The sequence below is a fragment of the Saccharopolyspora rosea genome (genome assembly GCF_025643595.1).
GTDB lineage: Bacteria > Actinomycetota > Actinomycetes > Mycobacteriales > Pseudonocardiaceae > Saccharopolyspora > Saccharopolyspora rosea.
Genome location: NZ_CP102826.1, coordinates 5,828,749 through 5,851,573, shown reverse-complemented (window position 1 = coordinate 5,851,573; position 22,825 = coordinate 5,828,749). Strand labels below are relative to the sequence as shown.

27 protein-coding genes and 1 pseudogene are annotated in these 22,825 nt (G+C 70.3%); 15 read left to right on the top strand and 13 right to left on the bottom strand.

Features of this window, described 5'->3' with window-relative positions:
- Positions 1-49: 49 nt before the first annotated feature.
- On the top strand, positions 50-559 hold the full coding sequence (locus tag NV263_RS27170; protein ID WP_263249539.1) for a DUF732 domain-containing protein: 510 nt from the start codon (positions 50-52) through the stop codon (positions 557-559).
- Here NV263_RS27170 and NV263_RS27165 read toward each other — a convergent pair.
- A complete protein-coding gene (locus NV263_RS27165) occupies positions 538-777 on the bottom strand; it encodes a hypothetical protein (protein WP_263249537.1) in 240 nt (79 codons plus the stop codon). The two genes, NV263_RS27170 and NV263_RS27165, sit on opposite strands and share 22 nt — an antisense overlap.
- A 142-nt stretch (positions 778-919) precedes the next feature.
- Here NV263_RS27165 and NV263_RS27160 point away from each other — a divergent pair, with 142 nt between their 5' ends.
- Positions 920-1,249 carry a GYD domain-containing protein gene (locus NV263_RS27160; RefSeq protein WP_263249536.1) on the top strand — a complete coding sequence of 110 codons (330 nt, stop codon included), beginning with the start codon at positions 920-922 and terminating at the stop codon, positions 1,247-1,249.
- Between the two features lie 96 nt (positions 1,250-1,345).
- Here NV263_RS27160 and NV263_RS27155 read toward each other — a convergent pair whose 3' ends face one another.
- Positions 1,346-1,498 carry a hypothetical protein gene (locus tag NV263_RS27155; protein ID WP_263249535.1) on the bottom strand — a complete coding sequence of 51 codons (153 nt, stop codon included), beginning with the start codon at positions 1,496-1,498 and terminating at the stop codon, positions 1,346-1,348.
- 529 nt (positions 1,499-2,027) lie between these two features.
- On the opposite strand from NV263_RS27155, the gene NV263_RS27150 reads away from it, so the two are divergent.
- The 4 genes and pseudogenes from NV263_RS27150 to NV263_RS27135 all read left to right on the top strand — a co-directional run.
- Positions 2,028-2,807 carry an exodeoxyribonuclease III gene (locus NV263_RS27150; RefSeq protein ID WP_263249534.1) on the top strand — a complete coding sequence of 260 codons (780 nt, stop codon included), beginning with the start codon at positions 2,028-2,030 and terminating at the stop codon, positions 2,805-2,807.
- A gap of 66 nt (positions 2,808-2,873) precedes the next feature.
- Positions 2,874-3,182: a nucleotidyltransferase family protein gene (locus tag NV263_RS27145; protein WP_263249533.1), complete on the top strand. Its 309-nt coding sequence runs from the start codon at positions 2,874-2,876 to the stop codon at positions 3,180-3,182.
- A complete protein-coding gene (locus NV263_RS27140; protein ID WP_263249532.1) occupies positions 3,172-3,510 on the top strand; it encodes a HepT-like ribonuclease domain-containing protein in 339 nt (112 codons plus the stop codon). Before NV263_RS27145 ends, NV263_RS27140 begins: the two co-directional genes overlap by 11 nt.
- Before the next feature lie 43 nt (positions 3,511-3,553).
- A pseudogene (locus tag NV263_RS27135) lies at positions 3,554-3,712 on the top strand (exodeoxyribonuclease III); the annotation flags it as partial.
- Positions 3,713-3,796: 84 nt separating this feature from the next.
- Here NV263_RS27135 and NV263_RS27130 read toward each other — a convergent pair.
- Together NV263_RS27130 and NV263_RS27125 are read right to left on the bottom strand one after the other, a co-directional pair.
- The gene (locus NV263_RS27130; RefSeq protein WP_263249531.1) at positions 3,797-4,393 is read right to left on the bottom strand and encodes a putative immunity protein; all 597 of its coding nucleotides are present in this window, start codon (positions 4,391-4,393) and stop codon (positions 3,797-3,799) included.
- Positions 4,394-4,584: 191 nt separating this feature from the next.
- Positions 4,585-4,803, bottom strand: coding sequence for an SbtR family transcriptional regulator (locus NV263_RS27125; protein ID WP_263249529.1), 219 nt, complete (start codon positions 4,801-4,803; stop codon positions 4,585-4,587).
- 92 nt (positions 4,804-4,895) lie between these two features.
- On the opposite strand from NV263_RS27125, the gene NV263_RS27120 reads away from it, so the two are divergent.
- The 3 genes from NV263_RS27120 to NV263_RS30770 all read left to right on the top strand — a co-directional run bounded on the left by NV263_RS27120 (position 4,896) and on the right by NV263_RS30770 (position 6,577).
- Positions 4,896-5,549, top strand: coding sequence for an SDR family oxidoreductase (locus NV263_RS27120; RefSeq protein WP_263249528.1), 654 nt, complete (start codon positions 4,896-4,898; stop codon positions 5,547-5,549).
- A gap of 191 nt (positions 5,550-5,740) precedes the next feature.
- Positions 5,741-6,244, top strand: coding sequence for a GNAT family N-acetyltransferase (locus tag NV263_RS27115; RefSeq protein ID WP_263249527.1), 504 nt, complete (start codon positions 5,741-5,743; stop codon positions 6,242-6,244).
- Between the two features lie 57 nt (positions 6,245-6,301).
- Positions 6,302-6,577, top strand: coding sequence for an SDR family NAD(P)-dependent oxidoreductase (locus NV263_RS30770; RefSeq protein WP_397545636.1), 276 nt, complete (start codon positions 6,302-6,304; stop codon positions 6,575-6,577).
- On the opposite strand, the gene NV263_RS27105 is transcribed toward NV263_RS30770, so the two are convergent.
- Complete coding sequence (locus NV263_RS27105) at positions 6,534-7,220, bottom strand: MSMEG_1061 family FMN-dependent PPOX-type flavoprotein (protein ID WP_263249526.1); 687 nt, start codon at positions 7,218-7,220, stop codon at positions 6,534-6,536. The two genes, NV263_RS30770 and NV263_RS27105, sit on opposite strands and share 44 nt — an antisense overlap.
- Positions 7,221-7,228: 8 nt before the next feature.
- On the bottom strand, positions 7,229-8,203 hold the full coding sequence (locus NV263_RS27100) for a PDR/VanB family oxidoreductase (protein WP_263249525.1): 975 nt from the start codon (positions 8,201-8,203) through the stop codon (positions 7,229-7,231).
- A gap of 63 nt (positions 8,204-8,266) precedes the next feature.
- On the opposite strand from NV263_RS27100, the gene NV263_RS27095 reads away from it, so the two are divergent.
- The gene (locus tag NV263_RS27095) at positions 8,267-8,911 is read left to right on the top strand and encodes a TetR/AcrR family transcriptional regulator C-terminal domain-containing protein (protein WP_263249524.1); all 645 of its coding nucleotides are present in this window, start codon (positions 8,267-8,269) and stop codon (positions 8,909-8,911) included.
- An 84-nt stretch (positions 8,912-8,995) separates the two neighbouring features.
- Here NV263_RS27095 and NV263_RS27090 read toward each other — a convergent pair whose 3' ends face one another.
- Together NV263_RS27090 and NV263_RS27085 are read right to left on the bottom strand one after the other, a co-directional pair.
- Positions 8,996-10,231: an NAD(P)/FAD-dependent oxidoreductase gene (locus NV263_RS27090; RefSeq protein WP_263249523.1), complete on the bottom strand. Its 1,236-nt coding sequence runs from the start codon at positions 10,229-10,231 to the stop codon at positions 8,996-8,998.
- 88 nt (positions 10,232-10,319) lie between these two features.
- Positions 10,320-11,789, bottom strand: coding sequence for a S8 family peptidase (locus tag NV263_RS27085; protein WP_263249522.1), 1,470 nt, complete (start codon positions 11,787-11,789; stop codon positions 10,320-10,322).
- Between the two features lie 269 nt (positions 11,790-12,058).
- On the opposite strand from NV263_RS27085, the gene NV263_RS27080 reads away from it, so the two are divergent.
- From NV263_RS27080 to yhjD, 4 genes are all read left to right on the top strand, one after another.
- Entirely contained in the window at positions 12,059-14,584 is a 2,526-nt protein-coding gene (locus NV263_RS27080; protein WP_425571171.1) for a bifunctional FO biosynthesis protein CofGH, read from the top strand.
- Between the two features lie 297 nt (positions 14,585-14,881).
- Entirely contained in the window at positions 14,882-15,094 is a 213-nt protein-coding gene (locus tag NV263_RS27075; RefSeq protein ID WP_263249519.1) for a hypothetical protein, read from the top strand.
- Positions 15,095-15,187: 93 nt separating this feature from the next.
- Positions 15,188-16,231, top strand: coding sequence for a tryptophan--tRNA ligase (trpS, locus tag NV263_RS27070; protein WP_263249518.1), 1,044 nt, complete (start codon positions 15,188-15,190; stop codon positions 16,229-16,231).
- 63 nt (positions 16,232-16,294) lie between these two features.
- Positions 16,295-17,314: an inner membrane protein YhjD gene (yhjD, locus tag NV263_RS27065; RefSeq protein ID WP_263249517.1), complete on the top strand. Its 1,020-nt coding sequence runs from the start codon at positions 16,295-16,297 to the stop codon at positions 17,312-17,314.
- A 4-nt stretch (positions 17,315-17,318) separates the two neighbouring features.
- On the opposite strand, the gene NV263_RS27060 is transcribed toward yhjD, so the two are convergent.
- On the bottom strand, positions 17,319-18,578 hold the full coding sequence (locus NV263_RS27060; protein WP_263249516.1) for a D-alanyl-D-alanine carboxypeptidase family protein: 1,260 nt from the start codon (positions 18,576-18,578) through the stop codon (positions 17,319-17,321).
- Between the two features lie 90 nt (positions 18,579-18,668).
- Between NV263_RS27060 and NV263_RS27055 the strand changes: the two genes are divergently transcribed.
- Complete coding sequence (locus NV263_RS27055) at positions 18,669-18,899, top strand: SCO4848 family membrane protein (RefSeq protein WP_263249515.1); 231 nt, start codon at positions 18,669-18,671, stop codon at positions 18,897-18,899.
- Positions 18,900-19,010: 111 nt separating this feature from the next.
- On the opposite strand, the gene NV263_RS27050 is transcribed toward NV263_RS27055, so the two are convergent.
- The 4 genes from NV263_RS27050 to sdhC all read right to left on the bottom strand — a co-directional run bounded on the left by NV263_RS27050 (position 19,011) and on the right by sdhC (position 22,513).
- Positions 19,011-19,799 (bottom strand): succinate dehydrogenase iron-sulfur subunit, encoded by a 789-nt coding sequence (locus tag NV263_RS27050; RefSeq protein ID WP_263249514.1) that lies wholly within the window; start codon positions 19,797-19,799, stop codon positions 19,011-19,013.
- Positions 19,799-21,589 carry a succinate dehydrogenase flavoprotein subunit gene (gene sdhA / locus NV263_RS27045; protein WP_263249513.1) on the bottom strand — a complete coding sequence of 597 codons (1,791 nt, stop codon included), beginning with the start codon at positions 21,587-21,589 and terminating at the stop codon, positions 19,799-19,801. Before sdhA ends, NV263_RS27050 begins: the two co-directional genes overlap by 1 nt.
- Positions 21,590-21,650: 61 nt before the next feature.
- Positions 21,651-22,070, bottom strand: a complete 420-nt coding sequence (locus tag NV263_RS27040; RefSeq protein WP_263249511.1) for a succinate dehydrogenase hydrophobic membrane anchor subunit — start codon at positions 22,068-22,070, stop codon at positions 21,651-21,653.
- Between the two features lie 5 nt (positions 22,071-22,075).
- The gene (gene sdhC, locus NV263_RS27035; protein WP_263249510.1) at positions 22,076-22,513 is read right to left on the bottom strand and encodes a succinate dehydrogenase, cytochrome b556 subunit; all 438 of its coding nucleotides are present in this window, start codon (positions 22,511-22,513) and stop codon (positions 22,076-22,078) included.
- Positions 22,514-22,825: the final 312 nt, after the last annotated feature.

Sequence of the window (22,825 nt, the reverse complement as noted above, 5' to 3'; positions counted from 1 at the left end):
CACCGGAAGCGGTAGCTGGGATTCCGGAGGCCACGGCCATCTGTGCCTCGTGGCTGAAATCGAGGTAATACGGCTCCCCGACCGGACCGTAACCCGACGGCACGGGCAGATCTTCGGCTACGGCCTGCGGTGCGGCGCCCGCGGCGCCACCCATCGCGAGAACCCCCAGGAGTGCTACTGCGGTCGCGGTGACCGACTGGCGAAGCACTTTCGCGATGCGATTATTTCGCGAATTTTGCCCGTTCTTCTGGGTGTGGCCCTGGCTCCAGCGCTCGCGTCGTGTGGCGGTGAGGTCGCGGCGAGCACCGACTTGCCGCAGGACGAACAGGACTACCTCAACGCGGTGTACCGGAAGGCGTCGGAGGTCGGGTCCGGGATCCACGGGTACGGCGACGAGAAGACCCTCGACCTCGCGCGCCGCGTGTGCGCAGAACTAGAGGGCGGACGCACTCCGGCGGAGGTGGCACGGGAGATTCGGCAGACCAACGGGCACGCGGTGGCGGAGATGGCGACGTACATCGTCGGGAACGCCGAGACCTACCTGTGCCCGTCGCACTGAGGCGCTGACCCGCTGCGGCGCTTGCGGGTGCGGACCGCGGCGAGGATCTGCGCGCAGTGCTGGGCGTCGTAGAGGGGGCGTCCGGTGCGGTCTCGGTCGGCGACGGGGCAGGCGCCGCGGATGGTGTGCACGGAGCGGCCGGTGAGCCGGGCGAGGCTCGCCCTGTCGACCAGGGTGCGGCCGTCGCGGTAGCGGACGATCGACGGACGGGTTGTCACTTTCGAACTCCACTGTGGATCATTGGTGCGTCGTTCGGCTTTCGGACCCGTTCAGGGTAGAGCGTTTGCGCGCATCCCATCGACGGCATCGCGCTTCACGACGACCAGCAATTTTGCTGCCTACGAACGACAGATCGAGGGCGTGATCGAAGTGACCAAGTACCTGGTGCGAGCGGCCTACACCGCCGAGGGTGTCAAAGGTCTGCGCAAGAAAGGCGGCACTGCCCGGGTGGACGCCATCCGGAGCGTGGCGGAGAAGCTCGGCGGCAAGTTGGAGTCGTTCTACTTCGCCTTCGGCGACTACGACACCTACGTCATCGTCGACCTGCCGGACAACGCCTCGGCGGCGTCCATCGGACTGGCCGTCAGCGGCTCCGGTGCCGCTCGCACCGATACCGTCGTCCTGATGACTCCCGCCGAGGTCGACGAGGCCGTGTCGAAGGAGCTCGGCTACCGCCCGCCGGGCGAGTGACGTCGTCGAACAGGGATAAGCACTCCATCGGAAGTCTTGCCAGTTCAGCGGGAAACCGTCGGCTTCCCGCGCCACGGCGTTGGAACATGTAACGGGTCACAGTTCCGGCTTCCGTGCAGGATCGGCGGCGAGGCGGTCCTGGATTTCGCCGAGCACGACGCGGAGCGCGTCCCAGGCTTGGCCGTCGGGGATGCCGAGCTCGGCAGTACGCGCCCAGAACTGGGCTTCGGCGGCCTTCGCGGGTTCCATGCTCGCGCGCAGCTGGTCAAGGTCAGGGGTGATCTCATGGGCCGGATCATGCTGCTGGCGGTGCTGCTCCAGCGCGACACGTCGAGTGCACTGGGAGGTCGCCCGATCATGCGGCCCCGGCCCTCTCGAATGCGGCCTGCTGCCCGAGGTTCAGCAGGTCGAGCCCGTCGTAGGAGCTGCCGCAGATACCGCACCGCACGGCGATCGTGTCGGTGTCGCCGACCGGCCACAGCGGGCCGGTTGCAGTCCGGGCAGGGCGCGAGCGGACGCACGGTGGTTCCGGCGAGCCTGGCGACCTGGTGGTGGAGGTCGCGGAGGTCGTCGGCGAGCTCGTCGATCCAGGGTTGTGTGCTGGCCCAGTCGATCCGGCCGCGCAGGTAGGTCGCTTCGCTGGTGATTGATCAAGCGGATCGAGATCGTCCCGGGCGCCTCGCCCGGAAAGCGGCGCCGCGCCTCGGTGCAGGTCATCCCGGCCTGGGCGCCGGTTTCGTAGGATCGAATTGTGTGTGCTTTTCTAACGGTGTCGACGGTGAACGTCAACGGCCTGCGCGCTGCGGCCAAGAAGGGCTACCTGGAGTGGTTGGCGGCCACCGGCGCTGACGTGGTCTGCCTCCAGGAGACCCGCGCGGAGCCCGATCAGCTGTCCGGCGACGTGCGCGAACCACAGGGGTGGCACGGCGTGCTGGCCCCGAGCTCGCTCAAGGGCCGCGCGGGAGTCGCGCTCTACAGCCGCACCCGCCCGGAGGCGACCCGCATCGGCTTCGGCTCGGCCGAGTTCGACACCAGTGGACGTTACGTCGAGGTCGACCTGCCGGGACTGGTGGTCGGCAGCCTGTACCTGCCCAGCGGCGACGTCGGCACCCCGCGCCAGGACGAGAAGGAACGCTTCATGAAGGAGTTCCTGAGCTACCTGGTGGACCTGCGCGACCGCGCCGCGGCCGCCGGCCGCGAGGTCCTGGTCTGCGGCGACTGGAACATCGCCCACCGCGAGATCGACCTGAAGAACTGGAAGGGCAACCAGAAGAACGCGGGCTTCCTGCCCGAGGAACGCGCCTGGCTCAGCCACGTCTTCGACGAGGCCGGCTACGTCGACGTGGTCCGCCGCCTGCACCCGGAGGGCCCCGGCCCGTACTCCTGGTGGTCCTACCGCGGCAAGGCGTTCGACAACGACTCGGGCTGGCGGATCGACTACCACGTCGCCACGCCCGCACTGGCCGACCGCGCCGTCGAGGCCCGGGTGGAGAAGGCCCCGAGCTACGACCAGCGCTGGTCGGATCACGCACCGGTGACGGTGGTCTTCGACTTCTGAGCGATTCCTCCTGCGAGGTGACCTATCCGCTTCGGTCGGGCACAATCGTGTCGGGAGGTGCAGGTCATGCACGAACTGATCGAAGAGAAGCGCAGTGAGATCGAAGAGCTGTGTCGCGCGCTCTCGGTCCGTCGTCTCGACCTGTTCGGTTCCGGTGTGGGTGACTCGTTCGACGTCGAGGCCAGTGACGTCGACGTGCTGGTCGAATTCGACACCGGCCCCGGCTTCGATTACTTCGGTACGTACTTCGATCTGAAGGAAGGGTTGGAACGGATCCTCGGTCGCCCGGTCGATCTCGTGAGCGCTACCAGCATTCGCAACCCCTACTTCAAGCAGCAGGTGCTGGATACGAGGGAACTCCTCTATGCAGCGTGATGCTCGTGCCTACCTCTGGGATGCGCTGCAAGCGGCAGAGTTACTGAGAGGCTTCAGCAAGGGCGAGGATTTTGCTGGTTATCAAGCGAACGCCATGCTGCGATCCGCCGTTGAGCGGCAGTTCGAGATCATCGGCGAGGCTCTCAACCAGCTTTCCAAGGTGGATCCAGAACTCGCCGCTCAAGTGCCGGATCTCGCTCGTATCGTGGCGTTCCGCAACATCCTCATACACGGATACGCGACAGTCGACGACGCGCTGGTCTGGCAGGTCCTCACCGAGCGACTCCCAGGGCTAGCTGATGTTCTGCGGACACTGTTGAAGTCTTAGCTCTTGTAGTGCCCAGTCGATGTCGCCTTCGACAAGTTCAATCGGCTGGCGGATCGACTACCACGTCGCCACGCCCGCACTGGCCGACCGCGCCGTCGAGGCCCGGGTGGAGAAGGCCCCGAGCTACGACCAGCGCTGGTCGGATCACGCACCGGTGACGGTGGTCTTCGACTTCCAGGCGCCCAAGATCTCCCGTCGATGACACCGGCGGTCGAGACGGGCCACCAGTTCGCCAGGGGCAGCCGCGAGGCTGACGGGAACCGGCGCTTGGCACGGCGGTGGGCGGTCAAGCTGGCTGATCGCGCGGCGGGCCGCCGTGGTCTGCGCCAGACCGCGTGGTCGGCCCGGAGGGCGACCGCAACGACGCGTCCAAGGTCTGCATGAGCTGTGCGACCCGGCTCTTGCCGGCGGGTGCGGGCGGATAGCGCCCGAGCACGTCGACAAGAGCAGGTAGTGCGCGCTGACGAGCCCGCTCGATGCGCTGGTCTCCCACGCTCGGATCGCCCCCGGCGGACAGCTCGGCCGCGCGTGCCGCGTGCGCGGCGGCGCGCAGGATGTGTCCGACCTGGGTCGCTTTGGCGATGGGGTGCAGGTACGCGGCGGAGGCGGCGTCACCGGCGGCGTGCGCGGCGTGCTTGGCTGCCTCGGTGGTCGCGTCCTTGGCGGCCCGGTGTGCATCAAGGGCGGCGGTTCGTTGCAGCATCGTTCGGTTGGCACCGCCGGCAAAGATCCACGCCGCTTCGACGGCTGCACGTGGTCTTCGGTCGTCGGGGTGAACCTGCTCGAAGATGCTCAGCACCTCCTCGGCGCTGTCCACTGCGTAGCGAGCGACCACGCGCAACTCGTCCATGGTCAACTCGAAATCGCCGGGCACGATCCCCATGCGCTCATGTTCTCAGCTGGGTGCACGCGGCGACTCGGACTCGCGGCCGGTGCGTTGCAGATCGCATCAATGCCCAGCGTTGCTCCGCACTGCCAGCCGGGTTCCGACATCGTGCACTGTTGTGCCACCGCCCCGGACGCTCGTCCATCCACCCGGTATCGCTCGCGCGGCCACGGTGTCCGGGTGGTTCCTCAGTCGCGGCGGCGCAGTCCGTCGAGGACGAGGTCGAGCAGGTGGCGGGCGCGGGTGTCCCACTCGGTGTCGTCGAGTCGGGACAGGTAGCCGACGAGGAGGATGACGTCGCGGGCGTCGACGTCGGGGCGGATGGTGCCGTCTGCTCTGCCCGCGTCGAGAAGCGTCGTCACCGCATCGCCGATCGGGCCGAGGCTGTGCGCGGTGACTCCCGCCACACCCCCACCTCGACCGCGGCGATCACTCCGCGCTTGACCCGCGCGTAGTCCACCAGCCGGTCGAACCAGCGCGCGAGGGCGTCGAGCGGCTCGTGCTCGGCCAGCAGCGCCGGTGCCGCCGCGCCGCGCGGCTCGACGAGATCGCCCGGGAGATCCGAGAAGGCGGTGGTCGTGCCCTCACGTGCACCACCGATGTCACCGACCGGCAGGACCTCGAACGACTCGCCGGTCGGGCGCTGGACGAGTTCGGTCGGCTCGATGTGCTGGTGAGCGACGCGGGGATCAGCAAGACCGGGCCGGTGGCCGACCTCGACGTCGACGGGTGGTCGGCGATGATCGACGTCAACCTCCGCGGGGTGCTCCACGGCATCGCCGCGGCGCTCCCGGTGTTCCGCCGACAGGGGCGTGGTCACCTCGTGACCACGGTGTCGACCTCCGGCCTGAAGATCGTCCCCGCGCAGGCGGTCTACGCCGGGACCAAGAACGCCGTCCGCACGCTCCTGGAAGGACTGCGGCAGGAATCGACCGACGGGGTCCTGCGGACGACATCGGTGTCACCCGGGATGGTGCGCACCGAACTCGCGGACTCCATCGACAACCCCCGGGTCCGCGAGCAGATCCGGCGCAAGGTGGACGAGTTCGCCATGGAGCCGGCAGCCGTTGCCCGCGCCGTCGCCTGCGCCGTCGAACAGCCCCACGAAGTCGAGATCGGCGAGATCACCCTCCGCCCGACCGTCCAGAACTAGTCGTCGCGGCCGCGCGCGGCCGGCTCGGTGCGACCAGCGCTGGTCGGATCACGCGCCGGTCTTCGACTGCTGGGCGCTCGGGGTGGAGCTGACTGGTCGCTGTCCTGGTCTGCACCAGGCCGTGTGATCGGCCTGGAGGGCGACCGCCATGATGCGGATTCGCGGTTGACGCGACAGGCTACTTTGCCCGCATGGGTGCGTTCGAGGGTTCCACTGCCAGGCTGCGGCTCCGCCGCGTGGCCGCGGCGGACTTGGGCGCTTTCGCGGCGTTGGAAGCTTCGCTTCGGGAACGTGAAGACCCACCACGCGAACCTCCGGACCTCGCCGCGTCCGCCAAGTACCTCGCCGAGTTCTGTTCCGTGTGGGAGCGTGGCGAACTCGGCTACTGGACGATCCTGTTCCGGGGAGAGGTCGCGGGATTCGGCGGGGTCCAGCCGAAGCTCTGGCGGGGTCGCCGCTGTTGGAACCTGTACTACCGCGTGTTTCCCGGCTTGTGGGGGATCGGGATAGCAACCGAGATGGCCCGCGAAGCGATCAGCGCTGCCGCGACCGCGCATCCGGACTGGCCGGTCCTCGTGGAAACGCGCCCGTGGAACACCGCAGCGATCCGGGTCGCCGAACGAGTCGGGTTGATCAGGCAGGAGCCGCAGGCCGGAGACGAATACGCGGTTCTGCTGCTGCAAAGCACGCGATGAAGAAGCCGCGGTGCACCGGGTTTTCCAGGTGGTTTCAGACATGCATCGGATTGGCGGATCGATCCCTTCGCCTGCACCGTCGATGTCACCGACCGGGAGGATCTGCGGCGACTCGTCGGCAAGGCGGTGGACGAGTTCGGTCGCCTCGATGTCCTGGTGAGCAACGCGGGGATCAGCGAGATCGGGCCGAATGGCCGACCTCGATCCGCCCGACCGTCCAGAACCAGCCGTCGCCACCGGTTCCCAGCTGCTACGCCGAACGAGATCGGCGCAGCGGTGCGGCGCCAGCTCAGTACAGCTCGTTCCGGTAGTTCTCCTCGGCCATCGCGGTGATGCCGCCGAGCTGGTCGCCGAGTGCGTCGGCCATCTTCCCGGCGTTCTCGGCGACGGTCATGGTGTAGAAGTCGCCGCCGAGGGTGAGCGCGTCGGCGAGGCCGCGCTCGTCGGCTTCCCACAACCGCGCGCGGATGACGGCTTTGCCGCACTGGGCGAACACCTCGCGCACTCGCACCACGATGGCCAGCACCGCCGGCTTGCCCTCGGCGCCGAGCTGGGCGAGCAGGTCGGGATCGTCGGTGGCGAAGGCGTCCCCGTTGACCCGCATGACCTCGCGGATCCCCGGCACGAGGAACATCAGGCCGACGCGCGGATTGCGGGTGAGGTTCTCGAACGTGTCGGCCAGCCGGTTGCCCGGGCGGTCCGGGATGGCCAGCGTCCACGGGTCGAGCACCCGCACCGAACCGGGTGGGTCGCCCCTCGGGCTGGTGTCGACCCGGCCTTCCGCGTCGGCGGTGGCGAGGCAGAAGAACGTGCTGTGCGCGATGAACCGGGCGGCGAACTCGCCGACGTGGGGCTGCTTCTTCTCCGCGATGAACCGCGGCGGATGCCCCAGCACTTCGCGGACCCGGGTCATGTCGATGGGGCGGTAGTCGTCCGCTGCGGTGCGTTCCGGCGCACCGCGTCGCGCGCTGCTCATCGTCCTCCCTAGATGTCGAGCGTCAGTTTCGGGCCGCACGAGCGGGAAACGCAGATGAACATGCGCTCGCCGGCTTCGCGTTCCGGACCGGACAGGATGTCGTCGCGGTGTTCCGGGGTTCCGCCGAGCACCCGGGTCTCGCAGGTGCCGCAGACCCCCTCCCGGCACGACCCGGCAACCGGCAGGCCGGCGCCCTCCAGCGCGTCGAGAACGCTGCGGTCGGCGGGAACGGTCACGGTGCGGTGCGACCGGGCGCACTCCACCTCGAACTCCGAGTTCGGCAGTTCCGGCTTGGGCCGGGCCCTGAACCGTTCGAGGTGCAGACTGCCCGGAGCCCAGTGCGCGGCTGCGCTCTCGACCGCGCGGAGCAGGGGTTCCGGCCCGCACGCGTAGATGGCGGTGCCGTCCTCGGGATGGTCCAGCCACTCGCCGAGCGGTATCCGCCCTGCCCGGTCCGAGGGGTGCAGCCACACCCTGTCCCGGTACTCGCGCAGTTCCCCGAGGAAGGCCATCGATCCCGCGGTGCGCCCGCCGTAGGCCAGCCGCCACGGCACACCGAGCTCCTCGGCCCGCCGCACCATCGGCAGGATCGGGGTGATCCCGATACCGCCCGCGATGAACAGGTACGAATCCGCCGGCTCGAAGCCGAAGTTGTTGCGGGGCCCGCGGACCCGGACCGGCTGTCCCGGCCGCAGGAACGCGTGCACGTACTCCGAACCGCCGCGACTGCGGCGCTCGCGGAGCACCGCGATGCGGTAGTGGTCGCGGTCCGCGGGCGAACCGCACAACGAGTACTGGCGCGTGATCCCGGTCGGCAGCACCAGGTCGATGTGGGCGCCGGGTTGCCACGGCGGGAGCGGGTTCCCGTCCGCGGCGCACAACTCGACGGAGACGACGCCGGTGGATTCCCACCGCAGTTGGCGCACCAGCACCACCAGGTCGGTCGGCGCGGTGCTCGGTCGTGCCGGGGCCGCACTCGTCATGGCCGCTCCAGTGTTAACGATGTTATCAGGACCAAAACCGACAGTAGTGTTATCATCGATAACATGTCAACGGGAGCCGGACGACGGCGCGACCGACCGGTGCGCGCGGAAACGGTGGCGCGCGCGGCGCTCGCGCTGGTCAACTCCGACGGGCTCGACTCGCTCACCATGCGCCGGCTCGCCACCAGCCTCGACGTGCAGTTGCCGACGATCTACCGGCTCTTCGGTTCCAAGCGGGCGCTGCTCGACGAGATGTCCGAGACGCTGCTCGCCGCGGTTCCCGAGCGCATCGCCGCCCCGGGCGACGGCGTTGACTGGCGGGAGTCCGCCGCCTCCCTCGCGCGGGGCCTGCGGGCCGTGCTGCTGGAGCAGCGCGACGGCGCGCGCATCGTCGGCGGGAGCTACGCGGCGAAACGCCCCACCCTCACCCTGGTCGAGACGGCGCTCGCGGTCATGCACGAGGCCGGTTTTCCGGCCGCGACCGCGATATGGGCCAACACCACGCTGTTCTGCTACGTGCTCGGCGAGGTCCTCGAACAGCAGGGCTCGACCGGCGACGAGCGCGAACTGCTCACCGAGGCGGTGCGCGGCGGCGAGTTCCCGCGCCTGGCCGCCGTCCCGGCCGAACTCCTCCTGGACTTCGACGCCCGCTTCGAGTTCGGCCTGAACGTCGTGCTCGCCGGCCTGCACGCCGCGGTCCAGCGGTAGCGCCCCGACCGGCACTCCACATCGGACAGCCGGCGGCGGCACGTCCGGGAACCGGCGAGCGCGCGCGTGGCCCCCGCGCAGCCGTCAGCGGGCGATGAGCTCGTCCAGCGGGGTGTCGGGATCGCCGAGGCGGGTCGGGTCGACCAGGGCGCCGGAGGTGATGAGCACTTCGATGCGGTCGCCGACGTCCCAGACGTTGACGTTCATGCCCGCCTGGACCCGTCCGTTGTCCAACCAGAACGCGATGAACTCGCGGGAGGCGACGTCGCCGCGGAAGACGACCTGGTCGTAGCCGCCGGGCTCGACGTACCCGAGGTACTCCATGCCGAGGTCGTACTGGTCGGTGAAGAAGTAGGGCAGCGCTTCGTACCGGGTGTCGCGCCCGAGCATGGACGCCGCCGCGGTGGTCGGCTGGTGGAGCGCGTTCGCCCAGTGCTCCACGCGCAGCTGCCGGTCCAGCAGCGGGTGGAAGGCGTTCGCGACGTCGCCCGCGGCCACGATGTTGGGGTCGCCGGTGCGCAGCGACGAGTCCACGACGATCCCGTCCTCCACGCGCAGTCCGGCGTCGTGGGCCAGCGCGACGTCCGGTTCGACGCCGACGGCGATCAGCACCGCCTCGGCCGCCAGCTCCGCGCCGTCGGCGAGGCGGACGCCGGTGACCGCGCCGCCCGCGGCGGTGATCTCGCGGACCTGGCTCCCGAAGCGGAAGTCCACGCCGTGCTCGCGGTGCAGATCGGCGAACACCCGGGCGACCTCCGGGCCCAGCACCCGCAGCAGCGGCAGCTCGGCGGTCTCGACGACCGCGACCTCGACACCGGCCTCGCGGGCGGCCGCGGTGACCTCCAGCCCGATCCAGCCCGCGCCGACCACGACCAACCGCTCGATGCGGGCGAGCGTGCGCTTGATGCGGTCGGAGTCCTCCACGCGGCGCAGCAGCAGAACTCCGTCGGCGTCGGTGCCCGGGATCGGCAGCGAGCGCGGGGTGGCACCGGTCGCCAGCAGCAGCTTGTCGTAGTCGACCCGGGTGCCGTCGGCCAGCTCGACGTGCCGCAGCGCCCGGTCGATCCGCCTCGCGGGCGTGCCCAGTTGCAGGTCGATGCGGTTGTCGGTGTACCAGTTCGGGGAGTGCACGTAGGCGCTGTCGAAATCGGACTGGCCCATCAGGTAGCCCTTGGACAGCGGCGGGCGCTCGTACGGGCGGTGCCGTTCGTCGCCGATCAGCACGATGCGTCCGTCGAACCCCTGGTCGCGCAGCGCCTCCGCGGTCTTGGCCCCGGCCATCCCGGCGCCGACCACCACGAAGGTCTCCGAATCAGCCACCGCCGCCTCCGCACGTCGAGTTCCCCTTCCGGAGGGTGGGGCGGTGGGGCGGCCTCGGCAACCCGGGGTCACCGCGGCCGTGGGGCCGTCACTGCACCGCGTGCAGGGCGTTGACCAGGCCCGCGCCGTAGAAACCGGCGCCGGTGCTGCCGCCCTCGCACACCGCGTCGGGCTTGCCGTCGCCGTCCGGGTCGTAGTTCTTCGGGCAGGGCAGCCGATCGGCCTGCGCGGCGAGCGCGCCGATCGCCTGCTGCGCGGTCCAGTCCCGGTGCGTGCTGCGCAGCAGCGCGACCACGCCGACGACGTGCGGCGAGGCCATCGAGGTGCCCTGCATCCAGCCCCAACCGCCGCCGGGCACGGTCGACAGGACCCGGCCGTTGCGCGACGGCGTCGACGGGACCTGCTTGGCGTCACCGCCCGGCGCGGTCACCGTTGTCGAGCCCAGTCCGTAGTTGGAGTAGTACGACTTCACGCCGAGCGGGCCGACCGCGGAGACCGTGACGACGCCCGGCAGTTCCCCGGGCAGCACGTGGCAGTCCGGGCCGGTCATCCGGTCCTGCTGGGGACCGCCGTTGTTCGGGCTCTCCGTGTCGTGGATCGGTCTGGACAGGTCCCAGCCGCTGTTGCCCGCGGACGTCACGGTGACGACGTCCTTGCGCTGCGCGTAGGCGACGGCGCGCCGCACCGCCTCGGCGACCGCCTTCTGGTCCGGGTCGTGATCGCACCACAGGAACCACGGGTCGACGAAGTACGAGTTGTTGGTGACGGCGAACCCGTGCTCGGCGGACCAGACGAAACCGCAGATCGCGTACTCGGGGTAGATGAACCCGGCGTCGTCGATGATCCGCACCGACGCCAGCCGCGCGTTCGGGGCGACGCCCGCGACGCCGACGCCGTTGCGCGCGGCGGCGATGGTGCCCGCGACGTGCGTTCCGTGGGCCTGGGTCTCGTCCTTCGGCGCCCACGCCGCCGGGTCGGTGTTCGGGACGCCCTCACCGGCGCAGCTGACCGACTGGGACGCATCGACGTTCTGCCTCAGGTCGGGGTGCGTCGCGTCGATGCCGTAGTCCAGCACGCCGACCGTGACGTCCTTGCTGCCCTGGGAGATCGCGTTGGCCTGGTCGGCGCGGATCTGCGCGAGGTCCCACTGGTCGGGCTCCAGCGGTTCCGCGCCGGGCGGGGTGGCGGCGGCGGTCGCGCCGACCGTGCCCTCCAGCCGTTCGACGCGCTGCGCGGGCTTCGCCGGCGGCAGCTGCTCGGCCAGGTTGCGGGTGGCCCCGGCCTGGTCGACGCCGGGTCGGTGCCGCACCTCGGCGGCGAATCCAGGGTCGGTCGAGGTCGCCACGACCACGCCGATCTGCGGCCAGCTCTGCACCACCGAACCCCCGGCAGCGCGCACCGAGTCCTCGGTCTGCCGCAGCCCGTCGCCGGTGGGGCCGACGACCACGAAGTGCGCGGGGGCGGCGGTGGCCGCCGAAGCCGGCGCGGCGGTGCTGATCGCGCCGAGCAGCACCGCGAGCACCGAACCGAGCCAGCGCAACCCTCTTCTGCGCGCCACGTGCCCTCCTGTGGATCACCCGCTCGTGTTGTCGGATTCTGTTCCGCGATGTGGATCACGACTAGGGCGAAACGGAGTAATCCCACCCGTCACCCGACCGCCACCCCCCACGGAGGCGCTGCGCGCCACCGACACACCTGCCGCCCGCGCGCCGGGTGAGGCGTTCCGCACCCGTGCGGTGGCTGCGGATCGCGGTTCGGCGGACTTAGAGTCGCGGGGTGTCGGATCTCGAACTTTCCCCGCCGGAACCCGTTCCGAGCGCGTCGGCGATGCGCCGGGCGCTGCGCCGCGCCACCGACGGTGTCGCGCTGGACGCCACCGAGGCCGCGACCCTGCTGCACGCGCGAGGGGACGACCTCGAAACACTGATGGCCGCGGCGTCGCGCGCCCGCGACGCGCACCTGGTCGCCGAGGGCCGGGAAGGGCTGGTCACCTACAGCCGCAAGGTGTTCGTGCCGCTCACCCGCCTGTGCCGGGACCGCTGCCACTACTGCACCTTCGCGACGGTGCCGCACCGGCTGGACTCGCCGTACCTGGAACGCGACGAAGTGCTGGAGATCGCCCGGCAGGGTGCCGCGGCGGGCTGCAAGGAAGCGCTGTTCACCCTCGGCGACCGGCCCGAGGACAGGTGGTCGGCGGCGGCCGAGTGGCTCCGGGCGCGCGGTTATGACTCCACAGTGGACTACGTGCGGTCCTGCGCGATCGCCGTGCTGGAGGAGACCGGGCTGCTCCCGCACCTGAACCCGGGCGTCCTCAGCTGGTCGGAGCTGACCAGGCTGAAGCCGGTGGCGCCCAGCATGGGCATGATGCTGGAGACGACCGCCGAGCGGCTGTGGCGCGACAAGGGCGGTCCGCACTTCGGCAGCCCCGACAAGGAACCCGCCGTCCGGCTGCGGGTGCTCACCGACGCCGGCCGCGTCGCCGTGCCGTTCACCAGCGGAATCCTCATCGGCATCGGGGAAACCAGGGCCGAGCGCGCCGAATCGCTGCTCGCGCTGCGCCGCGTCGCCCGCCAGTACGGGCACGTGCAGGAGATCATCGTGCAGAACTTCCGGGCCAAACCGGACACCGCGATGCGCGGCATGCCGGACGCGGACCTGCACGACCTGGCCGCCACCATCGCCGTCGCGCGGCTGCTGATGCCCTCGGGCGTGAGCGTGCAGGCACCGCCGAACCTCGTCGGCGACGAGCAGCTGCTCATGCTGCGCGCGGGCATCGACGACTGGGGCGGCGTGTCGCCGGTGACCCCGGACCACGTCAACCCGGAGAGCCCGTGGCCGCAGATCGAGGCGCTGGCCGCGCAGACCGCCGAAGGCGGGTTCCGGCTGCGCGAACGCCTCACCGCCTACCCGCGCTACGTGCGCAACGGGCTCGCCGGGGACAGCACGCAGTGGCTGGACCTGCGGGTGGCCGCGCACGTCGCCGCGCTGTCCACACCGGACGGGCTCGCCGCCGAGGACGCCGAGGTCGTCGGCCGCGAGTGGCAGGAACCGGACGGCGGATTCGAGTCGGTCGGCCGCACCGACCTGCACCGCAGCATCGACACCGAGGGGCGCAGCGACGAGCGCCGGGGTGACTTCGACACCGTCTACGGCGACTGGGACGAGCTGCGCACCCAACTGCCGACCGGCGCACCCGAGCGGCTCGACGCCGACGTCCGAGCGGCGCTGCGGCTCGCCGGCTCGAACCCGGCCGCGCTGCTGGAGGAGACCAACACCGCCGCCGCGATGGCGTTGATGACCTGCGACGGAGCCGCGCTGGACGAACTGGCGGGGATCGCCGACGGGCTGCGTCGCGACGCGGTGGGCGACGACGTCACCTACATCGTCAACCGCAACATCAACTTCTCCAACATCTGCTACGTCGGCTGCCGCTTCTGCGCCTTCGCGCAGCGCGAGCGCGACGCCGACGCCTACCGGCTCTCGCCCGAGGAGGTCGCCGACCGCGCCGAGGAGGCGTGGCGGGCCGGGGCGACCGAGGTGTGCATGCAGGGCGGCATCGACCCGCGGCTGCCCGTCAGCGGCTACGCCGACCTGGTGCGCGCGGTGCGGCAGCGCGTGCCGGAGATGCACGTGCACGCCTTCAGCCCGATGGAGATCGTCAGCGCGGCGGCCAAGGCGGGCGTGAGCATCGCCGACTGGCTGGCCGAGCTCAAGGAAGCGGGACTGGGCAGCATCCCGGGCACCGCCGCCGAGATCCTCGACGACGACGTCCGCTGGGTGCTGACCAAGGGCAAGCTGCCCGCCGCCGAGTGGATCGAGGTCATCTCGACCGCCCACCGGCTCGGCATCCCGACCACGTCGACGATGATGTACGGCCACGTCGACACCCCCGAGCACTGGCTCGGTCACCTCCGGACCCTGGCGCGGGTGCAGGACACCGCGCGGGAGAACGGCTCGGACGGGTTCACCGAGTTCGTGCCGCTGCCGTTCGTGCACCGCAACGCCCCGATCTACCTGGCCGGGCTCGCCCGGCCGGGACCGACCCGGCGGGACAACCGGGCGGTGCACGCGATGGCCCGGGTGCTGCTGCACGGGCGCGTCGACAACGTGCAGTGCTCCTGGGTCAAGCTCGGCGACGACGGCACGTCCGAGGTCCTCAACGGCGGCGCCAACGACCTCGGCGGCACGCTGATGGAGGAGACGATCAGCCGCATGGCCGGTTCCGAGCACGGCTCCGCGCGCACCATCGAACAGTTGCACGAGCTCGCCGCGCGCGTCGGCCGGACCGCCCGGCAGCGGACCACCACCTACGGGCGCGCCGGTCGGGTGCAGCTCGGGCTCACCGAGGTGTAGCCGCGCGCTCGGTCGTCGAGGTCGCCGCTCCCTGAGCAGTCGTGCACCGGCCGGGGGCCCGGAATCGCGCTTTCAGGTGATTCTGGGCCCTTGGCCTGCACGGATCCATGATCACCATACCCGGCTGAGCGTCTTCTCAGTCGGAAAATATGATCACTTCGTCGTGGCTGGTTTACGCAACGCGACCGTGGTGTCGCACCGCGGTCGGTACGGTCCGCCACCGAGCTCAGGCAAGCACGTGGCCGGAACGAGTCGACTGTCTAGGGAGGCGCGCTCGTGCGTAGCCGAATATCTCGCGTGTGCACGCGAGCGTCAGCGCTGAGTGCGGGGTTCGTCGTCGCGGTGCCCGCGTGCGCCCAGGCGTCCTCGCGGGTGCTGGCGCAGGCCAGCCCGCTGGACACGTTGAGCATGCCGGTCGGTCTCTCGGCCGTCGGGCTCGGCGTGGTCGGCATGGTCGCGGGCGCGTTCCGGAAGAAGAAGATCCAGCCCGAGAACGAGCGGCGGAACTGAGTTCGGGCTGGTCGCGGGAGGTGTTCGCGCCTGTTCGGGCGGTGCGGGCCAGCCCGGTCCCACGAACCCGGCGGGGCTTGCGAGAATCCAACCGTGAGCAGTGACAACTCCGCACCCCAGAACGTCGAGAAGTCCGCGGGCCGCCCGCGCGTGTTCTCCGGCATCCAGCCGACCGCCGACTCGTTCCACCTCGGCAACTACCTCGGCGCGCTGCGGGAGTGGGTGGCGATGCAGGGCGAGTACGAGACGTTCTACTGCGTCGTCGACCTGCACGCGATCACCGTCGCGCAGGACCCGGAGCTGCTGCGCAAGCGCACCCGGCTGTCCGCCGCCCAGCTGCTCGCGCTGGGCATCGACCCGGACCGGTCCACGCTGTTCGTGCAGAGCCACGTCCCCGAGCACGCCCAGCTCAGCTGGGTCCTGGAGTGCCAGACCGGCTTCGGCGAGGCCAGCCGGATGACCCAGTTCAAGGACAAGGCGGCGCGCCAGGACGCCGAGCACGTCGGCGTCGGCCTGTTCACCTACCCGGCGCTGATGGCCGCCGACATCCTGCTCTACCAGGCCGACGCGGTGCCGGTCGGCGAGGACCAGCGCCAGCACCTGGAGCTGACCCGCAACCTGGCGCAGCGGTTCAACTCCCGGTTCGGCGAGACGTTCACGGTCCCCGCCGCGCACATCCCGAAGTCGACGGCCAAGATCTACGACCTGCAGGACCCGAACGCCAAGATGAGCAAGTCGGTGCCCTCCGGGGTCATCGAGCTCCTGGAGGACCCGAAGCGGTCCGCCAAGAAGATCCGCTCGGCGGTCACCGACACCGGTCGCGAGATCGTCTACGACCCGGAGAACAAGCCGGGCGTGAGCAACCTGCTGGCGATCTACTCCTCGCTGACCGACCGGACCGTGGACGAGCTGCAGGCCGCCTACGAGGGCAAGGGGTACGGCGACTTGAAGAAGGACCTCGGCGAGGTCGTCGTCGAGTTCGCGACGCCGTTGCAGGAGAAGGTCCGCGGCTACCTCGACGACCCGGCCGAGCTGGACAAGGTCCTGCGGCGCGGCGCCGAGCACGCCCGCGAGGTCGCCACCCGCACGCTGCGGACGGTCTTCGACCGCGTCGGCTTCCTGTCACCTGCGGGCTGATCTGATCAACCCCGGGTACTCTGCTGCCGTCCGGGCGAACCCGTTGCGTCGGAGGGGGCAGCATTGGGCGACCAGACGCGCGAGGACCGGCCGAGCCGGCTGACCTTGCTCCGGCGCAGGTACGAGTGGCTGGACCGGCTCATCCGCGCCTTCTCCCGCTACCAGAGCCAGTACGGCGACTACTACGCGGCGGCGGTCACGTACTTCAGCGTGCTCGCGCTCGTGCCGTTGCTCATGATCGCGTTCGCGGTGGCCGGGTTCGTCCTCAAGGGCAACCCGGACCTGCTGGCGCGGTTGCAGACGTCGATCACCACCGCGGTGCCCAACCCGGGGCTGAGCCAGCTCCTGCGGCAGGTCGTCGACGAGGCCGTCGCCAAGGCGGGCGCGGTCGGGATCCTCGGCCTGCTCGCCGCGCTGTACTCCGGGCTGGGCTGGATGACGAACCTGCGCGAGGCGCTGACCGCCCAGTGGACCCAGCAGCCGACTCCGCTGCCGCTGGTCCGGCGCACCGCGTCCGACCTGCTGTCGCTGATCGGGCTCGGCGTGGCGATGGCGGTCTCGTTCGGCATCAGCGCGCTCGGCGGCGGGGTCGGGCAGCGGTTGTTCGAACTCGTCGGGATCCAGGACACCACCGCCGCCCACGTCGTGCTGCGCCTGCTGACGATCGCGCTGTCGCTGGTCGCGAGCTGGTTGGTGTTCCTCTGGGTGCTCGCCCGGCTGCCCCGCAAGCCGGTGACGCTGCGCAGCGCGGTCTGGGGAGCGTTGTTCGCCGCGGTCGGTTTCGAGGTGCTCAAGCAGGTCGCCGTGATCTACCTGAACAGCGTCACGCAGTCCCCGGCCGGCGCGGCTTTCGGCCCGATCCTCGGTCTGCTGGTGTTCGCGAACCTGACGTCCCGGTTCATCCTGTTCGTCACCGCGTGGACGGCCTCGGCCCGGGAGAACCTGGAACAGGAGCCGCCGCCGGTCCCGGGGCCCGCGGTGATCCGCCCGGTCGTCGAGGTCCGCCGATCCCGGCTGCGCACCGCAGCAGGCGCCTTCGGCCTGGGAGCCGTCGTGGGCTGGTTCTGGCGCCGCCGCCGCTGAAGCGCTACGGGTGGTCGTCGCCGCCGCTGTTCCGGCGGGCGTGCGCCGCAGCCCGGCGCCGCCGGAGGGCCAGGGCGCCCACCACGGCCGCGAGCAGCACGACCACCAGCGCCAGCGGTCCGCCCACGGAACCGAGCGCGCGCGACTGCTGGCCCGGCTCCTCCCCGGCCGCGTCGGAGCCGGCCCGCGCCGCGTGGTCCGCGCTGGGCTTGGCGGTCTCGTCGACCAGCTTGCCGACCGGCTCCACGGGCCCGAGCGCGAAGCCGTAGTCGAGCAGCCGCATCATCTGCGCCGTCTGCCGGATCGGCTGGTTCTCCCCGCGCGTCATCACGCCGACGAGCCGGTGGCCGCCGCGGTCGGCGGCCCCGATCAGGGTGTGCCGGGCGTCGTCGGTGAACCCGGTCTTGCCGCCGATCGCGCCGGGGTAGTGCAGCAGCACCTGGTTGTCGCTCCAGACCTCCATCGGCGGCTTGCCGGGCGGTCCGGGCAGCTGGGTGTTCCTGGTCGCGGAGATCGCGGCGAAGTTCGGGTCGCGCATCGCCGCGCGGTAGAACAGCGCGAGGTCGTAGGCGGAGGTGCTCATGCCCGGGCCGTCCAGCCCGGACGGGGTGGCGGTCCGGGTGTCCAGCGCCCCGAGTTCGCGGGCGAGCGCGTTCATCTTGTCGACCATGGCGTCCATGCCGCCGACCTTCATGGCCAGCGCGTGCGCGGCGTCGTTGCCGGACTGCATGATCAACCCGGTGAGCACCTGGCGGACGGTGTAGGTGACGCCGGGGCTCAGCCCGACCCGGCTGCCCTCCTGGTCGGCGTCCTGCTGGGTGGCGACGATCGTGTCGTCCAGCTTCAGCTCGCGCAGCGCCACCAGCGCGGTGAGCACCTTGATCGTGGAGGCCGGTCGCTGCCGGGCGTGCGGGTCGCGCGCGGCCATGATCTGGCCGCTGTCCAGGTCGGCGAGCACCCAGCTCTCGGAGGTGACCTCGGCGGGCGGCGGTGGCGTGCCCTGCCCGGTGATCAGCCCGCACTCGGCCATGCGCTGCCCGCCGACCGGGTCGTCCGGAACCGGCACCGGCGGTGGCACCGCGGCCCCCGGCGGCGGCACCTCGGAGGTGTCCACCGCGGGTGGTGGGGCGACCTTCGGGCACGGCGCGGGCGGCGGCTCCGGCGCCGCGACGGCCACCGCGGGGGCGACCAGCGCAGCGACGGCGGCGCACAGGACCACGGAACCGGTGCGGGACGGCGAGGAACGGCGGGCACTCAGAGGCACACGCAGCAGGCTAGCCAATTCCGATCCCCGTCGGGGTCCCGAGAACCCCCGGCCAGGTGGGTGACCTGGCCGACAGCCGATACTGGCCCCGTGACACTTTCCCGCCGCACCGCCCTGTTCCTGCTGGCCTTCGGCGTCTGGAGCTACCTGCTCTGGCCGACGTTCATCCGCAACATCTGGCACAGCGACCGCTCCTGGGCCGGGAGCTCGCCCACCGGCTACCTCATCGTCCACCTGGTCATCGCGGTCGTCTCCCTCGTACTCGGCACGATCATCGGCGTCCTCGGCTGGCGGGCGTACCGCGCGAGTCGCAGCAGCTGAGACCCCGAATTCCCGCTCCCGGCAGCCGAATGCGGTTCCGCGCTTTCCCGGCGGGAACGCGAAAACGGCGCCCACCCGGCGGGGTGGGCGCCGTTTTCGCGGACTGCGCCGTCAGCGGCGGCGGAACATCAGGGCCCGCTTTACCTCCTGGATCGCCTTGGTGACCTGGATGCCGCGCGGGCAGGCGTCCGTGCAGTTGAACGTGGTGCGGCAGCGCCAGACGCCGTCGACGTCGTTGAGGATGTCCAGGCGCTCCTCGGCGCCCTCGTCGCGGCTGTCGAAGATGAAGCGGTGCGCGTTCACGATCGCCGCCGGGCCGAAGTAGGAGCCCTCCGACCAGAACACCGGGCACGACGTGGTGCACGCCGCGCACAGGATGCACTTGGTGGTGTCGTCGAAGCGGGCGCGTTCGGCGACGGACTGGATCCGCTCCCGGGTCGGCTCGTTGCCCGTGGTGATCAGGTACGGCTTGATCGCCCGGTACGCCTCGAAGAACGGCTCCATGTCGACCAGCAGGTCCTTCATCACCGGAAGGCCCTTGATCGGCTCGACCGTCAGGGTCGTCTCACCGCTCTTGGCGAACATGTCCTTCATCAGGACCTTGCAGGCCAGCCGGTTGACGCCGTTGATGCGCATCGCGTCGGAACCGCAGACGCCGTGCGCGCAGGACCGGCGGAACGTCAGCGAACCGTCGATGTACCACTTGATGTAGTGCAGCAGGTTCAGCACCCGGTCGGTCGGCAGCGCCGGAACGCGGTAGGACTCCCAGTGCAGGTCCTCGTCCTGCTCCGGGTTGTACCGCAGGATCTTGACGGTGACCATGGTCGCCCCGTCGGGGATCGGCGGCGCGTCCTCCGGGATGTCCTTGGTGTCGTTGTTCGCGGTGGTGGCGGCGGTCATCAGTACTTACGCTCCATCGGCTGGTACCGGGTGACGACGACGGGCTTGTAGTCCAGCCGGATGTCCGACTGGAAGCCGGTCAACCCGAGCGGCGCGTTCGGGTCCTCGCTGTCGGGCAACTGCTTGTACTGCATGCTGTGCCGCATGAAGTTCACGTCGTCCCGGTTCGGGTAGTCCTCGCGGGCGTGCCCGCCGCGGGATTCCTTGCGGGCGAGCGCGGCGTTGACCAGGGCCTCGGCCAGGTCGAGCAGGAAGCCCAGCTCGATCGCCTCCAGCAGGTCCGAGTTGTACCGCTTGCCCTTGTCGTGCACGGAGATCCGGCCGTAGCGCTCCTTGAGCGACTGGACGTCCGACAGCGCGGTCTTCAGCGTCTCCTCGGTGCGGTACACCGAGGCGTTGGCGTCCATGGTGGCCTGCAGCTCGGTGCGGATGGTGGCCACCCGCTCGCCGCCGTGCGCGGTGCGCAGGTGGTCGACCATGCCGTCGACCAGCTTCGTCGGCTCCTCGGGCAGTTCCACGTGCTCGTGGGAGTGCGCGTACTCGGCGGCGGCGATGCCCGCGCGGCGGCCGAACACGTTGATGTCCAGCAGCGAGTTGGTGCCCAGCCGGTTGGAACCGTGCACCGACACGCAGGCGCACTCACCGGCGGCGTACAGGCCGGGGATGGTGTTCTCGTTGTCCCGCAGCACCTCGCCGGTGATGTTGGTCGGGATGCCGCCCATCGCGTAGTGCGCGGTCGGGTAGACCGGCACCAGCTCCTTGGTCGGTTCCACGCCCAGGTAGGTGCGGGAGAACTCCATGATGTCCGGGAGCTTGGACTCCAGGAGTTCCTCGCCGAGGTGCGTGACGTCGAGGTAGACGTAGTCCTTGTTCGGACCGGCGCCCCGGCCCTCCAGCACCTCCAGCGCCATCGCGCGGGCGACGATGTCGCGCGGTGCCAGGTCCTTGATCGTCGGGGCGTAGCGCTCCATGAACCGCTCGCCGTCGACGTTGCGCAGGATGCCGCCCTCGCCGCGGACGCCCTCGGTGATCAGGATGCCCAGACCGGCCAGGCCGGTCGGGTGGAACTGGTAGAACTCCATGTCCTCCAGCGGCAGGCCCTTGCGGTAGATGATGCCCATCCCGTCGCCGGTCAGGGTGTGCGCGTTGGAGGTGGTCTTGAAGACCTTGCCGAAGCCGCCGGTGGCGAACACCACGGACTTGGCCTGGAACACGTGGATCTCACCGGTCGCCAGCTCGTAGGCCACCGCGCCGGACGCCACCTGCTGCCCGTCCGGGCCCTCGCTCAGCAGCACGTCGAGCACGTAGAACTCGTTGAAGAACTCGACGCCGTGCTTGACGCAGTTCTGGTACAGCGTCTGCAGGATCATGTGGCCGGTGCGGTCCGCGGCGTAGCAGGCGCGGCGGACCGGGGCCTTGCCGTGGTCGCGGGTGTGGCCGCCGAACCGGCGCTGGTCGATCCTGCCCTCGGGGGTCCGGTTGAACGGCAGCCCCATCTTCTCCAGGTCGAGGACCGCGTCGATGGCCTCCTTGGCCATCACCTCCGCGGCGTCCTGGTCGACCAGGTAGTCACCACCCTTGATGGTGTCGAAGGTGTGCCACTCCCAGTTGTCCTCCTCGACGTTGGCCAGCGCGGCGCACATGCCGCCCTGGGCGGCGCCGGTGTGGGAGCGGGTGGGGTAGAGCTTGGTGAGCACGGCCGTGCGGGCGCGCTGCCCGGCCTCGATCGCGGCGCGCATCCCGGCGCCCCCGGCGCCGACGATGACCACGTCGTACTTGTGGAATTGCATGGTCGCCTCCTCGGGCTGGTGGCGCCGACCGCCGCGCGGTGCGCCACGCTGTGGTCTGCGGTCAGCCGATGTTCGGGTCGAAGGTGAAGATCACGAAGGTGCCCAGACCCACGGTCAGGATGACCGAGACGTACAGCAGCATCCTCAGCCAGAAGCGCGTGCTGTCCTTGCGGGAGTAGTCGTTGATGACGGTGCGCAGGCCGTTCCCGCCGTGCAGTCCGGCCAGCCAGAGCATGGTCAGGTCCCAGAGCTGCCAGAACGGCGAAGCCCAGCGACCCGCCACGAACGCGAAGTTGATCTTGTGGACCCCGCCGTCCAGGAACAGCATGATCAGCAGGTGCCCCAGCACCAGGAACAGCAGGACCACGCCGGACAGCCGCATGAACAGCCAGCTGAACATCTCGAAGTTGCTGCGGCGCGCGGCGCGGCGGGACGGCGAGCGCGGCTTGTCGACGGACAGCGGAGCGTCGGTGACGGTCATCGGTCTCACAGCCCCCCGGTGAGTTGCGTGATGGCGCGGCCGATCAGGCTGATCGCGGCCGGGATGATCAACACCAGCCACAGCACCACGACGGTCCACAGCATCGGCTTCTGGTACTTGGTGCCCTTCGACCAGAAGTCGACCAGCATCACCCGGATGCCGTTGAACGCGTGGAACAGCACGGCCGCCAGCAGACCCAGCTCGAACAGGATCATCACCGGCTGCTTGTAGGTGTTGATGACCGTGTCGTAGGCGTTCGGGGAGACCCGGACCAGAGCCGTGTCCAGGACGTGCACGAACAAGAAGAAGAAAGTGAGTACGCCCGTGATCCGGTGGGCGACCCACGACCACATGCCCAGATCGCCGCGGTAGAGGCGGCCCTTGGCGCGCGGCGGTTCGACGCGCTCGGGGGCCTCGGCCGCGGAGGCGGTGGTGCTGGCCATGGTGGAAGGCCTCCAACCTCGCTGGTGGACTGACGGCCCCGTTCGCCGAACAGGGGCGACCGGCCCCGAGTTGCAGTTGGTCCCAATCTGGCATTGGGTGCACGCCCGTCACCGGCCACTGAACTGGGGCCTTGACTTCTCGGATGCTAGACCCGAGGCATCTGCCGGGCCTACTCGCCCGATGCTGTCTGTGATCGACCAGACAAGCGCCTCGGATCGGTTGATCGATGTAGAAATCGTTTCGTGACGTGCGAGCAATGCCCGCGCCGCACCGTCAAGCCTTAATTTCGAGAGCCACGTCACCGAATGGCG